Below are 13,542 nucleotides of genomic sequence, written 5' to 3'. Positions count from 1 at the left end.
GAGCCCCTCAGCGAAGTGACTGCATCATGCAATCGCCTTGACGTCGGCTTCTTTCGCGCCCGTCATGATTGCAACGGCCTCGGACATATGCACGTCTTTTGTATTGACGAGCGCGGCGCGCCGGCCGAGCCGCTGAATATGAATGCGGTCCGCGACTTCGAATACGTGCGGCATGTTGTGGCTGATGAGAATCACCGGCAGCCCGCGGTCGCGCACACGGCGAATCAGTTCGAGCACCATGTTGCCTTCCTTCACGCCGAGCGCGGCGGTGGGCTCGTCGAGAATCACGACGTGCCGCGCGAATGCCGCACTGCGCGCGACCGCGACGCCCTGGCGCTGACCGCCCGACAGTGTTTCGACGGCCTGGCGCATCGAACGAATGCCGATTTGCAGGTCTTTCATATGCGCAGTCGCTTCCTCCAGCATGCGGCGCTTGTCGATCATCTTGAAGATCGAGCCGCGCCAGCCGGGCTTCACCAATTCGCGCGCGAGAAAGAGATTTTCCGCGATGCTCATCGCGGGCGCGACCGCGAGTTCCTGATAGACGGTCTCGATGCCTTGCGCACGTGCATCGAGCGGGCTGCGGAATTTGACGGGCTTGCCGTCGAGCAGAATCTCGCCTTCGTCGGGCACGGTCGCGCCCGACAACGCCTTGATCAAGGACGATTTGCCTGCGCCGTTATCGCCGATCACCGCGAGAATTTCGCCGGGCAGCACCTCAAAATCGCAGCCGTCGAGCGCGGTCACATTGCCATAACGTTTGACGAGCCCACGCGCCTGTAAAACGGGCAGCGGGGAAGAAGCGGAAGTAGTTGTCGACATCACGGGCTCCTGTCGGTCCGGACCTGCATGCAAGATGTTGGCGGTGCAGTGCTTAACCGCGGCGATGAGAAAGTTTGTCCGCGGCCACCGCGAGAATCACCAGCATGCCGGTGATCAATACCTGGTAGACCGAAGAAACGCCGATCAGTGTCAGGCCGTTTCGAAACACGCCGACAATCAGTGCGCCGAGCAGCGTGCCGGAAATCGAACCGCGTCCGCCGAAAAGACTCGTGCCGCCGAGCACCACCGCGGTAATGCTGTCGAGATTCTCCGTTTGCCCCGCTTGCGGATCGCCCACGCCGGTACGCGATACAGACAGCAGCGCCGCGACGCCATAGATCGCGCCCGCCAATGTGTACACGGTGAGCAGGATCTTCTGCGACGACAAGCCCATCAGCCGCGCGGCCTCGGCGTTATTGCCGAGCGCATACAGGTGCCGCCCAGGAACCGTGTCGCGCAGCACGAACCATGTGGCCAGATACATGAGCAGCGTGAGGACGGTGCCGTACGTGACATCGGCGGGACCGAGCTTGAACGTGTTGCCGAAGAACATGATCGCGTCCGGCAGATTCGACACGCTTTCCGCATTCGAATAGATCTGCGTGAGCGCGAACGCAATGTTCAGCGTGCCGAGCGTGACGATGAACGCGGGCAGTTTGATGCGCGTGATCAGCACGCCATTGAGCACGCCGAACAATGTGCTCGCGGCGATACCGCAAAGAATCGCGACGGCCGGCGGCAGGCCGAGCGTGACGGCGAACTTCGTCATGATGATGGAGCCGAACGCCATCACCATCCCGCATGAGAGATCGATGCCGCCGGTCAGCACGATCAGCGTCTGACCGATTGCGATGACGGCGACGACCATCGTCTGCTGAAGAATCAGCGAGAGGTTCTGGAACGACAGGAACCGGCTGCTTTGCGAAATGAAGAATGCACAAGCCAGCACGAGCGCGATGAGCGGCCCGACTTCGGCGAGCGACGGCAGACGGTCGGAGAAATGGCGCGGATGGCCCGCGGGCGCGGAGGGAGTCGACATGATGGATGACCTCGAGACATGAGCGCGGCAGGCGCCGCGCGGCGAATCGTTCGGCGGCCCGTTACGTGGGCCGCCGTGCAGTGCGCGTTACTTGTTGCCCCAGCAGTTGTCGACGCCGAACTTGGTGTCCTTGCTGTCGATGCCGGACATCGGCTTGTCGGTGATCAGCGTCACGCCCGTGTCCTGATAGCCCGTGACCTTCTTGCCGGTCTTGGCGTAGTCGACGCCCGCCGTCACGCCGAGCGAGGCCATCTTCAACGGATACTGCTGCGAGGTCGCGGCAATCGAGCCGGCCTTCACGTTGCGCACGCCTTCACAGCCGCCGTCGATGGAGACGATCATCACGCTCTTGTCCTTGCCCGCCGCTTTCAACGCGCGATACGCACCCGCGGCTGCCGGCTCGTTGATCGTGTAAACCACGTTGATGTCCGGCGCTTTCTGCAAGCAGTTTTCCATCGCGGTCTGGCCTTTCGCCTGATCGCCGCGTGTGTCCTGGCTGCACACGATCGACGCGTCGCCTTCCTTCACGCCGAAGCCTTCCAGGAAACCGTTATGACGCAGCACGCCGACCGACACGCCTGGCGCGAGGTCGAGCGTGGCGATCTTCGCGGGCTTGCCGTTCAACGCGGCTTTCGCGTACTTGCCGATCAGCACGCCGGCCTTGAAGTTGTCGGTGGCGAAGAGGGCGTCGGTGGCGTCCTGCGGATCGGTCGGCGTATCCAGCGCGACCACCATCACACCGGCGGCGCGCGCTTTCTTGATGCTCGGCACGATCGCTTTGGTGTCGCTCGGCGTGATCAGAATCGCTTTCGCGCCGGCCGTCATCATGTTTTCGATCGCGGTCACCTGGCTCGCGTTATCGCCGTCGAAGCGGCCTGCGGCGGTAATCAGCTTCGCGCCGTCTTTCGACGCAGCCGCTTCCGCGCCTTGCTTCATCTTCACGAAAAACGGGTTCGTGTCGGTCTTCGTGATGAGGCCGACGACCGGCTGGTCGGCTGCCTGGCTCGCGCTCGCGCACCAGACCGCCGACGCCGCGACGCACATGGAGACGATTTTCCTGGCGACAGGAAGCCTGCGGGAATTCAGATTCATGGGACGCTCCTCCAGTTATTGGCAACGACGTTTGAACTGCCGGCGGTTGCACATGCGAACGCTGCGCGGCGCAACCTGAACGGCGGCTGATTCGAACCGTGATGTGAGGTCGAAAGAAGCCGCCTAAATCACTTTGGTTGATTTAGTACAGCAGGCGCGAACGGGCGCGTCAAGGAATCTCGTGAGCGGGGGTGAGAGTGCGGCGAGTCACGTCTAGGCGTGTGAAGCCATACCGGGCGGGGCTCTAAGGCGGTGATGCGATGCAACGTCGAGTGGCGCCGATTGGGGAAAGTCCTGGCTGCGGTGAAAGTTATCTGAAAGCTAAAAGGCATGCGTTAGCGACTAAAAGCCGCGCATGCTTCGCTCGTTTGCAGCGGTGCGAGGGGAAAATCAACGCGAGCGCGGCGTGCCGCTCGACGCTCGCACCACGAGTTGCGGCGCGGACGAAACTCGCATCGGCACTTTCGTTTTGCCGCGTGCCTTTTGTCCATACGACGACTCGATCAACTCGCGCAGCAGCGACACCGCGAGTCCGGCCACTTCGACGGTCGGCACCGCGACCGTGGTCAACGCGGGTCGAGATTCGCGCGCGAGTTGAATATCGGTGATGCCGACAACCGACAAATCCCCGGGCACCGCGAGGCCCAGGTCCGCGGCGGCATGCATCGCGCCGAGCGCCGGCAGATCGTTGGTCGCGAAGATCGCAGTGAGTTGCGGGTCGGCTTCGAGCAACGCGCGCGCCGCCGTGTAGCCACCGTGGATCGTATCCGCTGCATGTCGGACGCGGTTCCTGCGCACGCCGGCCGCGCGCAGTGCATCGACGAAACCTTCGTAGCGCGTTGCGTGAACGCCGGACGCCTTGCTCCCGACAATCGCGCCTATCCGCCGATGTCCCAACTCGAGCAGATGTTTGCCGGCAAGCTCGCCGGCCAGACGAAAATCGACCGCGACGCAGGGCAAACCCGGCGGATCGTCGGGCCGCTCCCACATGCATAAAACCACGGGCGTACCGCGCGATTCGGTCACATGAAGGTCGGCGAGTTCGAGGTTCGCGTTCGTCACCAACACGCCCTCGGACAGCGTGCCGGCAATCTGATCGAGGTAGGCGCGGCCCGTCACCGGATCTTCGTTAGTATTGCAAATGATGACGAAGTGGCCGCTCGTACGCGCCGCGCGTTCGACGGCGAGCGCGAACTCCGGATAGAACGGATTGGCGATGCTCGACACCATCAACGCGAGCGTCGGCGCGCGGCCTTCGGCCAGCGCGCGAGCGGCAAGATGCGGGCGATAGCCGAGGGCATCGACGGCTTCGAGTACGCGTTGACGCGTCGCCTCGCCGACGCGGCCGCGATTGCGCAGCACGTTCGAAACGGTGGCGGGCGTCACGCCCGCGTGGCGCGCAACTTCGCTGAGTGTGGGCATAGATCGTCATTATTTGGGATGGTTACCCGGCATTTGCATCAAAGCGCAAGGCACGGCACCATCTGTCGCACAGACAAAACGACATGGAGACAGGCAAGGACCGGCGATCGCATGCGATCGATTTTTTAGGTCTTGCTGATTAAGCGCTTAATCTCCGTCGTCGAGCCGATTAAATCACGGAGTCGATGCGATGGCGAGCATTTCGTTAAGAGGCGTACAGAAAGCGTATGGCGACGGCGCGCCGGTGATTCGCGACGTCGATCTGGAAATCGGCGAGAACGAATTCTGCGTTTTTCTCGGCCCCTCGGGCTGCGGCAAGTCGACCTTGCTGCGTATGATCGCGGGGCTCGAAGATCTCACCGACGGCGACTTGTCGATCGGTGGAAAGATCATGAACGACGTGCCGGCCGCTCAGCGCGGCGTCGCGATGGTGTTTCAGAGCTATGCGCTCTTTCCGCATATGACCGTGTTCGAGAACATGGCCTTTGGATTGAAGCTCGCAAAAACTCCCAAGGAAGAGATCGACCGCAAGGTACGCGAAGCCGCGCGCATTTTGCAACTCGAAGCCCTGCTTGAACGCAGGCCGAAAGCACTCTCGGGCGGTCAGCGTCAACGCGTTGCAATTGGCCGCGCAATCGTGCGCCAGCCCGGCGTGTTTCTGTTCGACGAACCGCTTTCCAATCTCGACGCAACACTGCGCGGTCAGACTCGCATTGAAATCGCGCGGCTGCATAAGCAGTTTGCGAAGGCGAGCGTGGTGTATGTCACGCACGATCAGATCGAAGCGATGACGCTCGCGGACAAGATCGTGTTGCTGCATGCGGGCAAAGATACGGAGCGCTACGGCAGCATCGCGCAAATCGGCGCGCCGCTCGAGTTGTATCACCGTCCGAAAAGCCGCTTTGTGGCCGGCTTTATCGGTTCTCCACGCATGAACTTTTTGCCGGGACGGGTTGCTTCCGTCGACGCGCAAGGCGTAATCGTCACGCTCGACACGACGCTCGAAAACGTACGCGTGCCCGTGGATGGCGCCGCGCTCGAGGTCGCTCAACCGGTGACGCTCGGCGTGCGTCCGGAGCACCTTGAATTCATCGACACGTCTTCGCTTCAGGATGAAGCGGTGCTCACACGCACCGTCTCGCTCGTCGAACAACTCGGCGAACACAGCTACGTGCATCTCGATCAGCCAGGCGGCTTCACGCTGATCGCAAAGGCACCGGGCGACACGCATCTCGCGCCGGGCGATCGCGCGCATTTGCGTGTGCCGCGCCACGCCACGCATTTGTTTACCGAAGACGGCTTTGCCGCCGCTTCGCTGGAATCCGTCGAACACTACGCATAAAGGACATTCGGATGCGCCTTGGAGTCTGCTACTACCCGGAACACTGGCCAGAGTCGATGTGGGAAGACGACGCGCGCCGGATGAAAGCACTCGGCATCGAACAGGTGCGAATAGCCGAGTTCGCATGGAGCCGCATTGAACCGACGCCCGGCGAATACGATTGGGCGTGGCTCGATCGCGCGATCGAAGTACTCGGCGCGGCCGGTCTGCAGGTTGTAATGTGCACGCCGACCGCGACGCCGCCGAAGTGGCTGATCGACCGTCATCCGGACATCTTGCCGATTGGCGCCGATGGCCGGCCGCGCGCGTTCGGTTCGCGTCGTCACTATGACTTTTCGTCGCCGTCGTATTTCGCGGCGTCGCAGAAGATTTGCACTGCAATTGCCGAGCGTTATGGCAAGCACCCGGCCGTTCGTTACTGGCAGACCGATAACGAGTTCGGTTGCCATCACACCGTGGTCAGTTATTCGCCGGCGGCAGTGGAGCGTTTTCGCGAGTGGCTGAAAGCGCGCTATCAAACTGTCGACGCATTGAACCGCGCGTGGGGCACCGTGTTCTGGAGCATGGAATACCGCAGTTTCGACGAGATCGACGCGCCCGTCGCCACCGTGACCGAAGCGCATCCTTCGCATCGGCTCGATTACCGGCGCTTCGCTTCCGATGAAGTCGCGCGCTATAACCGCATGCAGGTCGAGATCATTCGCGCGCATTCGCCGGGGCGGCCGATTGCGCACAACTTCATGCAGCTCTTCACCGAGTTCGATCACTACAATGTTGCCGCCGATCTCGACGTTGCCGCGTGGGACAGCTATCCGCTCGGCGCACTCGAAGAGCAATGGTTTGCGCCGGACGTGAAAGCGCGCTGGCTGCGCAGCGGTCATCCTGACTTTGCGTCGTTCAATCACGACGTGTACCGCGGCATGTCGAAGCTGCCGTTCTGGGTGATGGAGCAGCAGCCGGGTCCAGTGAACTGGGCGATGTGGAATCCCGCGCCGCTGCCTGGCATGGTGCGTTTGTGGAGTTGGGAGGCGTTTGCGCATGGCGCGGGTTGCGTGTCGTATTTCCGCTGGCGTCAGGCGCCGTTTGCGCAGGAGCAGATGCATGCGGGTCTGAATACACCGGATAACCGCCTCGATGTGGGCGGTAGCGAGGCCGCGCGCGTGGCCGAGGAAATCGGCACTGTACTCGCGGCGAACGCCGACGCCGACGCCGCGATTCGTTCAAAGGTCGCGCTCGTCTACGACTATGAAGCGAAGTGGCTCTTCGAGATTCATCCGCAGGGTGCGGACTTTCACTATCCGCGCTTTGCATTCGAGTACTACTCGGCATTGCGCGCACTAGGTCTCGATGTGGATGTCGTGCCGGTCGATGCATCGCTGGACGGCTACAGTCTGATCGTCGTGCCGCCGTTGCCGGTCGTGTCTGCTGATCTTGCCGCGCGTCTCGCGAAGTCGGGCGCGCAAGTGGTGCTCGGGCCGCGTACCGGTTCTAAGACGCAGGACTTGCAGATCCCGGCGAATCTTCCGCCAGGCCCGCTCGCTGATGTATTGCCGTTGCGAGTATGGCGCGTCGAATCGATGCGGCCGAATGTGACCGAACCTGTGCTGCTCGATGGCACACAAGCCGCGAATGCCGGAGAGGGCGTCGCGCGTCACTGGCGCGATTTCATCGAAAGCAATGGCACGAATTCATTCGACGTGCTCGCGCGTTTCGCGGACGGCCACCCAGCGTATGTGCGAAGCGGCGCGTTCCATTACTTTGCAAGCCTGTTCGACGACGCGCTGACGGTTCGGCTCTTTGCGCAAATCGCACAGCAAGCCGGCATTCAAACGATGCCGCTTGGCGAAAGCGTACGCATCAGCCGGCGTGGTGCGCTGACCTATGTGTTCAACTACGGCGATTGCGCACACACGATCGCCGATGTGGCAGACGACGCGTTCATTATCGGTTCGCGCGCAGTCGAACCACAGGGCGTGGCAGCGTATCGATCGAAATGACCGGTTCGGGTAACGGGACGATTGGCAAGCCGGAATTCCATGCAGTAACGACAACGACGCAAAATCAAGGAATAAAGGAGACAGGTAGCATGAAAATGAAACCACGCAAGGTTCTGCTGACACTCGCGCTCGCTGCGGCTGCGCTCGGAACGACCGTTGTCAGTACTGCGCAGGCCGGCACGCTGACTGCGAACATCGCGTTCAAGGGCGCGAGCCAGCGCGCGGTGTGGCAGTCGGTGGTCGACGACTTCAAGAAGGCGCATCCCGGAATCGACGTGAAGGTATCGTTTATCGACGAAGAAGCCTACAAGGTGCAGTTGCCCGGCTGGCTCTCCACGGTCGCGCCCGACATCGTGAACTGGCATGACGGCGAACGCATGGCTTATTACGCGCAGCGCGGCCTCTTTGAAGACCTGAGCGGCGATTGGGCGAAGAACGGCTGGAACGACATGTATGCGTCGACGAAAGAAGCCTCGTCGTATAAGGGCAAGCAATATGCGGCGCCCACGGTGTACTACTCGTGGGGCATGTTCTATCGCAAGGATCTGTTTCAGAAGGCCGGCATTTCCGGTGAACCGAAAACGTGGGAGCAGTTTCTCGACGACTGCAAGAAGTTGAAGGCAGCCGGCATTGCGCCGATCGCCGTTGCGGGCCGCGATTCATGGACGCTCGCCGGCTGGTTCGATTATCTGGATCTGCGCGTGAACGGCAACGCATTCCACCAGAAGTTGATGGCGGGCGAGATTGCGTACACCGATCCGCGTGTGAAGAAGGTTTATACGACGTGGAAGCAGTTGATCGACGCCGGCTATTTCATCGACAACTCGCTCTCTTACGATCTCGATTCGGTGCAGCCGTTCCTGTTCCAGGGCAAAGCCGCGATGATGCTGATGGGCACGTTCATTACCGCGGGCTTTCCGGCGAACGTGAAGCCTCAAATGGGCTACTTCCAGTTCCCGATCATCGACGCCAATGTGCCGACCGCTGAAGATGGTCCGGTCGAATCGTTGCATATCCCGTCGAAAGCGAAGAACAAGGCGGATGCGCATACGTTCCTCGCCTTTGTCGAGACGCCGGAAATCGGCGCGAAGCTCGCCACGGGGCTTGGATCGTTGTCGGCGAACAGCAAGTCGCCGGAACCGGAAGATCCGATTTCGAAGATCGGTTTCCAGATTCTTGCGAATACGAAGGGCGGCATTGCGCAGTTCTATGATCGCGACATGACGAAGGAAATGGCCGATGAAGGCATGAAGGGCATGCAGCAGTTCATTTCCGATCCGTCGAAGCTTGATAGTGTGCTCGCGCAGTTGGAGCAGACGCGGAAGCGGATTTATAAGAAGTAGGGAAGGGGGCGGTCGGGCGGCCGCCTTGGTGTTTTTGCTTGGCCGATAACACGCGTCGACAGCTTTGTATGGGGTGGGAGTAAGAGCTTTGCATGGGACCGGAGTAACGCGCTAAAGCGCGAACTTCGGATCGACAGCTAAAGCACCAACTCCCACCGACAGCTTTGCATGGGACCAGAGTAAGAGCTTTGCATGGGACCGGAGTAACGCGCTAAAGCGCGAACTCCGGATCGACAGCTAAAGCGCTAACTCTGGTCGACAGCTTTGCATGGGGTGGGAGTAGGTGCTAAAGCACCAACTCCCACCGACAGGAGAATCACTTTGTCGCATTCCGTCACCCGTCACACCGTGGACGGATCCGTTCAGCCGGGCGGCTCCGCGCTGCCCGCATCGCGTGACCGCGCGCCGAATGTCCGCACGCGCGGCCGCCGTCCTTCGCCCACTGCAAGGCGCCAACGGCGCGCGGCCTTTCTGTTTCTCGCGCCGGCCTGCGTCATGGTGGCCATTTATGTGATCTGGCCGATTCTCTCGACAATACGCCTGAGCTTCTTCAACTGGGACGGCATGACGGAGCCGACTTTCGTCGGTCTCGCCAATTACGTCGAACTGTTCAACGCGCAAACGTTCTATACCGCGTTGAAGAACAACGTCATCTGGTTGCTGCTATTTCTACTCGCGCCGCCGATGGGACTCGCCGTCGCGCTCTACCTGAATCAGGCAGTGGCCGGTATCCGTATCGTCAAATCGCTGTTCTTTGCACCGTTCGTCTTGTCCGGCGTCGTCGTCGGACTGATCTTCTCGTGGTTCTACGATCCGACATTCGGCCTGCTCGCGCTGATTCTCGGCCACGGCGTGCCGGTACTCGGCGATCCGCGCTACGCGACTTTCGGCATCGTATTCGCGGCACTGTGGCCGCAAACCGCCTATTGCATGATTCTCTATCTGACCGGACTCACATCGCTCAATGCCGAGCAGATAGAGGCCGCACGCATGGAAGGCGCACGCGGCTGGTCGATGCTGTGGCACGTCATTCTTCCGCAATTGCGACCTACTACGTTCATGGCAATCGTCGTCACGATCATCGGCGCATTGCGCAGTTTCGATTTGATCTCGGTGATGACAGGCGGCGGTCCGTTCGAAAGCTCGACGGTACTCGCCTATTACATGTACGACCAGGCGATCAAGTACTACCGCATTGGTTATTCGGCTGCAGTGGCCGTCGTGCTGTTCGGCATCATGCTGGTGTATATCGTTTATCACTTGCGGCGGATGCTGCGCACCGAGCAATAAGGAGCGACCATGTTTCCAATTCCCATCGACAAATGGAAACCGGCCACGCGCCGCGTCTACAAACTCACCTTGCCGATTGCACTGCTGATCTGGCTTCTGCCGATGATCGCCGTGCTCGTTACCTCAGTGCGGTCGACGGAAGAACTCAGCGAGGGCAACTATTGGGGCTGGCCCAAACACTTCGCGCTATTCGACAACTATCGCGAGGCGCTCACCACTTCGCCGATGCTGCATTACTTCTGGAATAGCGTGCTCATTACCGTGCCTGCGGTAATCGGCTCGATCGCTCTCGCGGCGATGGCGGGCTTCGCGCTCGCCATCTATCGCTTTCGCGGCAATTCCTCGCTATTCGCCACCTTTGTCGCGGGCAACTTCGTGCCCGTGCAGGTGCTGATGATTCCGGTGCGCGACCTGTCGTTGCAACTCGGCGTGTTCAATACCGTTAGCGCGCTCATCCTCTTTCATGTTTCGTTTCAGACCGGGTTTTGCGCGCTTTTCTTGCGCAACTTCATCAAGCAGTTGCCGTTCGAACTTGTCGAGGCCGCGCGCATCGAAGGCGCAAACGAGTGGACCGTGTTCTTCAAAATCGTGCTTCCGCTGATACGGCCCGCGCTCGCCGCGCTGGCGATTCTGGTTTTCACCTTTGTCTGGAACGATTACTTCTGGGCGCTGTGTCTGACGCAAGGCGACGATGCCGCGCCGATCACAGTCGGCGTTGCTGCATTGAAGGGTCAATGGACGACTGCCTGGAACCTCGTTTCCGCAGGCTCCATTCTCGCTGCGCTGCCTTCTGTGGCCATGTTCTTTGCGATGCAAAAACACTTTGTCGCCGGGTTGACGTTCGGTGCAACAAAGGGCTAAACCGGCGACCGGCTCACGCTAAAAAAAAGCCACGGCAAAAGAATAATAAGTCCGGCGAAGCACACCCAGCTTTGCCGGTACGACTGGCAAACGTTTGCGCAATTGTCATCACGTTTCCCCTCATTAAAGATCGGGAAGGGCTTGTCGTTATCTAGTGAAATAAGTCAGACCGTCGAACTGACTCGTGCCTGAAAAAAAGGCACGCGCTGGACCAAAGCTCATCGGGGGTAGCAATCGTGAACCAACAACGCTCGCCATGGACTCGCACCGCGGCTCCGGGGGAAGTCATCTATTCGGAAGGCTTCTTGGGCGACGCAGTCATCTACGTCATTGCAGATGGCAAAGTCGAAATCTCCACGCAGTGCGATGAAAAAAAGGTCATTCTCGCCACGCTCGGCAAGGGCGAGTTTTTCGGCGAAGCGGCGTTGTTGCCGCCCGAGCCGCGAGCGCACACCGCCAAGGCATTGAGCTTTTGTCAATTGACGGCTATCGCAGGCGGTATCGTCGAAGAAGAACTGGAACGCGTGTCGCCGCTTCTGCGTCATATCGTTCGCACGATGATACGGCGCGTCAAGAAGAAGGACGACATTCTCGCGACGAACACGCATGCCGATTTTCTCCCAGGCGTACTGTCCTACGCGCATGTGCTGTCGTTGATGGCAGGCGCCGAGGCGACTGACCGGTTCGATGCACGCGCTCGCCGTCCTCAGAACGAGGAAGTCTCGATTCCGCTTCCCGAAGTCATCAAGAAGTGCAACGCGATTGCAGGCCATTCGCGCCCGCATGTGATGGCGATGCTCAAGCGCATGGAGAAGCTCAATCTGGTCTCCATCGAATCGGGACGCTCAGAGCGGCTGAACAATACGTCGGGACGCTATTCGGCGAGCGACGGTGCAGTGGGCAGGCAACTCGTCACGTTCGATCCGGTGAAAATCACCGAGCGCGCGCAGCAGGTCGCGAATCACGATCTCGACGTTTCGATCAGCAGCGAACTCGAACTGATTGAACTCGATGATCTGGAAGCGTTGATCGGCGTCGACAGAAAGGTGATTCTGAACAAGCTCTCGCATTCGGAGATTGCCGAAGACCTCTTCGCGTTCCGCAAGACCAAGGTTCTCAACTACGTCGAAGAGAAAGGCCTCAGCTATTTCTCGCGCCGCAATGCGCGCGGTGCGGGTGAATTGAATTCGCTCGACGATCTCGAGTTCGTCGATCAGCGAACCCTGTTCGAAGCAGTGAGTGCGTTCGATACCTACGATCTCGCGAAGCTGCTGTCGGCGTCAGCCGGACAGCCGGTGGACGAGCGCCTGCAGGCCGTCATGACCGAAGCGAGAAAGAAAGAAGTGTCGTGGGTGATGCGCCGCGAGATCAAGATCGATCCCGTCGAGATTGTGGAAATCGAGCAGCGTTTCATCGATACCGTCCGCGCACTGAAGTCGCCCGCGGCGCATGCCGCGCCGGTTGAATCCTGACGCCCGTTGCGTTCGGTCTAAAAGGCCTAATGCAACCTTTAACTGTAATTCGCAGGCTCGTTCAGCCGGTCGCGAGGACGTATGGATCTTTTGACGGTATTTGGCGTAGTGTTCGGCGTCGCGGCGATCGTCGCGGGCTTCTCGCTCGAGGGCGGCGACTTTACGTCGCTGCTTCAACTGGAGGCGTTTGTCATTGTCCTTGGCGGCACGTTGGGCGCAGTGATGATCCAGAACACATGGGCGCGGTTTTACGACGGCGTGAAGCTGCTGCGCTTCGCTTTCGTGAAGGCGCGGCAAGTGGATCGCGAGAGCCTTTCCGTTCTGCTCGAATGGGGCGATCAGGCGAAACTGAACGGCATGCTGGCATTCGAATCGATCGACGCGAAAGGCATTAGCCCATTCGCCAAGCGAGGTCTCGAACTGCTCGCGAACGGCGTTTCCACGGCTGTACTCGAAGACGCATTGCAGCGCGAAGTCGACGCCTACGAGCGTAATTGCATGGCGGCCGCGCGTATCTGGCAACAGGCGGGCGGTTATGCGCCGACCTTCGGCATTCTCGGCGCAGTGCTCGGTTTGATTCAGGTAACGGGGCATATGCTCGAGCCGTCGCAATTGGGCAAGGGCATTGCGGTCGCATTCGTCGCCACGCTGTATGGCCTTGGGCTCGCGAACCTTGTATTTCTGCCGCTATCGGGAAAAATCCGCGCGCAGGTGGATAGCGAATTGCGTTTCAGGCGCTTGTATCTGGACGGCTTGCTCGCGATCTCGCGTAAGGAATCGCCGCATACGATCGAAACGCGTTTGGCGGGCGACGTGCGCGAACGATCTGCCGAATTGCTCGGCTAGTCGAGTCGACAGAAGT

The 13,542-nt window shown here is 60.2% G+C and carries 11 protein-coding genes; 7 read left to right on the top strand and 4 right to left on the bottom strand.

The genetic code is table 11. The annotated features are described in order from the left end of the window. Window positions 1-24: 24 nt before the first annotated feature. From ABIE53_RS19800 to ABIE53_RS19785, 4 genes are all read right to left on the bottom strand, one after another. Complete coding sequence (locus ABIE53_RS19800) at window positions 25-822, bottom strand: ATP-binding cassette domain-containing protein (RefSeq protein ID WP_006049904.1); 798 nt, start codon at window positions 820-822, stop codon at window positions 25-27. Between the two features lie 52 nt (window positions 823-874). Further along, on the bottom strand, window positions 875-1,861 hold the full coding sequence (locus tag ABIE53_RS19795; RefSeq protein ID WP_006049903.1) for an ABC transporter permease: 987 nt from the start codon (window positions 1,859-1,861) through the stop codon (window positions 875-877). Between the two features lie 87 nt (window positions 1,862-1,948). Continuing rightward, entirely contained in the window at window positions 1,949-2,953 is a 1,005-nt protein-coding gene (locus ABIE53_RS19790; RefSeq protein ID WP_029970147.1) for a sugar ABC transporter substrate-binding protein, read from the bottom strand. A gap of 390 nt (window positions 2,954-3,343) precedes the next feature. Further along, window positions 3,344-4,375: a LacI family DNA-binding transcriptional regulator gene (locus tag ABIE53_RS19785; RefSeq protein ID WP_192699787.1), complete on the bottom strand. Its 1,032-nt coding sequence runs from the start codon at window positions 4,373-4,375 to the stop codon at window positions 3,344-3,346. Between the two features lie 190 nt (window positions 4,376-4,565). On the opposite strand from ABIE53_RS19785, the gene ABIE53_RS19780 reads away from it, so the two are divergent. The 7 genes from ABIE53_RS19780 to ABIE53_RS19750 all read left to right on the top strand — a co-directional run bounded on the left by ABIE53_RS19780 (window position 4,566) and on the right by ABIE53_RS19750 (window position 13,526). Further along, complete coding sequence (locus tag ABIE53_RS19780) at window positions 4,566-5,717, top strand: ABC transporter ATP-binding protein (protein ID WP_029970151.1); 1,152 nt, start codon at window positions 4,566-4,568, stop codon at window positions 5,715-5,717. 11 nt (window positions 5,718-5,728) lie between these two features. After that, on the top strand, window positions 5,729-7,714 hold the full coding sequence (locus ABIE53_RS19775) for a beta-galactosidase (RefSeq protein ID WP_192699788.1): 1,986 nt from the start codon (window positions 5,729-5,731) through the stop codon (window positions 7,712-7,714). 89 nt (window positions 7,715-7,803) lie between these two features. Further along, complete coding sequence (locus ABIE53_RS19770; RefSeq protein WP_192699789.1) at window positions 7,804-9,057, top strand: ABC transporter substrate-binding protein; 1,254 nt, start codon at window positions 7,804-7,806, stop codon at window positions 9,055-9,057. A 321-nt stretch (window positions 9,058-9,378) separates the two neighbouring features. Continuing rightward, the gene (locus ABIE53_RS19765; protein ID WP_310076232.1) at window positions 9,379-10,347 is read left to right on the top strand and encodes a carbohydrate ABC transporter permease; all 969 of its coding nucleotides are present in this window, start codon (window positions 9,379-9,381) and stop codon (window positions 10,345-10,347) included. A 9-nt stretch (window positions 10,348-10,356) separates the two neighbouring features. Further along, window positions 10,357-11,208 carry a carbohydrate ABC transporter permease gene (locus tag ABIE53_RS19760; RefSeq protein ID WP_006049896.1) on the top strand — a complete coding sequence of 284 codons (852 nt, stop codon included), beginning with the start codon at window positions 10,357-10,359 and terminating at the stop codon, window positions 11,206-11,208. A 236-nt stretch (window positions 11,209-11,444) separates the two neighbouring features. Further along, the gene (locus ABIE53_RS19755) at window positions 11,445-12,680 is read left to right on the top strand and encodes a Crp/Fnr family transcriptional regulator (protein WP_053860107.1); all 1,236 of its coding nucleotides are present in this window, start codon (window positions 11,445-11,447) and stop codon (window positions 12,678-12,680) included. An 81-nt stretch (window positions 12,681-12,761) separates the two neighbouring features. Further along, window positions 12,762-13,526 (top strand): flagellar motor protein, encoded by a 765-nt coding sequence (locus ABIE53_RS19750; protein WP_006049894.1) that lies wholly within the window; start codon window positions 12,762-12,764, stop codon window positions 13,524-13,526. Window positions 13,527-13,542 lie beyond the last annotated feature (16 nt).

This window comes from Paraburkholderia sp. OAS925 (genome assembly GCF_040543975.1).
In the GTDB taxonomy this organism is placed as follows: Bacteria; Pseudomonadota; Gammaproteobacteria; order Burkholderiales; family Burkholderiaceae; genus Paraburkholderia; species Paraburkholderia graminis.
Note: the sequence above shows the minus strand (reverse complement) of the source record. Positions and strands in the feature narration are given on the sequence as shown.

Coding starts and splice junctions, on each gene's coding strand:
- ABIE53_RS19800 (WP_006049904.1), bottom strand. CDS start 822: ATGTCGACAACTACTTCCGCTTCTTCCCCGCTGCCCGTTTTACAGGCG.
- ABIE53_RS19795 (WP_006049903.1), bottom strand. CDS start 1,861: ATGTCGACTCCCTCCGCGCCCGCGGGCCATCCGCGCCATTTCTCCGAC.
- ABIE53_RS19790 (WP_029970147.1), bottom strand. CDS start 2,953: ATGAATCTGAATTCCCGCAGGCTTCCTGTCGCCAGGAAAATCGTCTCC.
- ABIE53_RS19785 (WP_192699787.1), bottom strand. CDS start 4,375: ATGCCCACACTCAGCGAAGTTGCGCGCCACGCGGGCGTGACGCCCGCC.
- ABIE53_RS19780 (WP_029970151.1), top strand. CDS start 4,566: ATGGCGAGCATTTCGTTAAGAGGCGTACAGAAAGCGTATGGCGACGGC.
- ABIE53_RS19775 (WP_192699788.1), top strand. CDS start 5,729: ATGCGCCTTGGAGTCTGCTACTACCCGGAACACTGGCCAGAGTCGATG.
- ABIE53_RS19770 (WP_192699789.1), top strand. CDS start 7,804: ATGAAAATGAAACCACGCAAGGTTCTGCTGACACTCGCGCTCGCTGCG.
- ABIE53_RS19760 (WP_006049896.1), top strand. CDS start 10,357: ATGTTTCCAATTCCCATCGACAAATGGAAACCGGCCACGCGCCGCGTC.
- ABIE53_RS19750 (WP_006049894.1), top strand. CDS start 12,762: ATGGATCTTTTGACGGTATTTGGCGTAGTGTTCGGCGTCGCGGCGATC.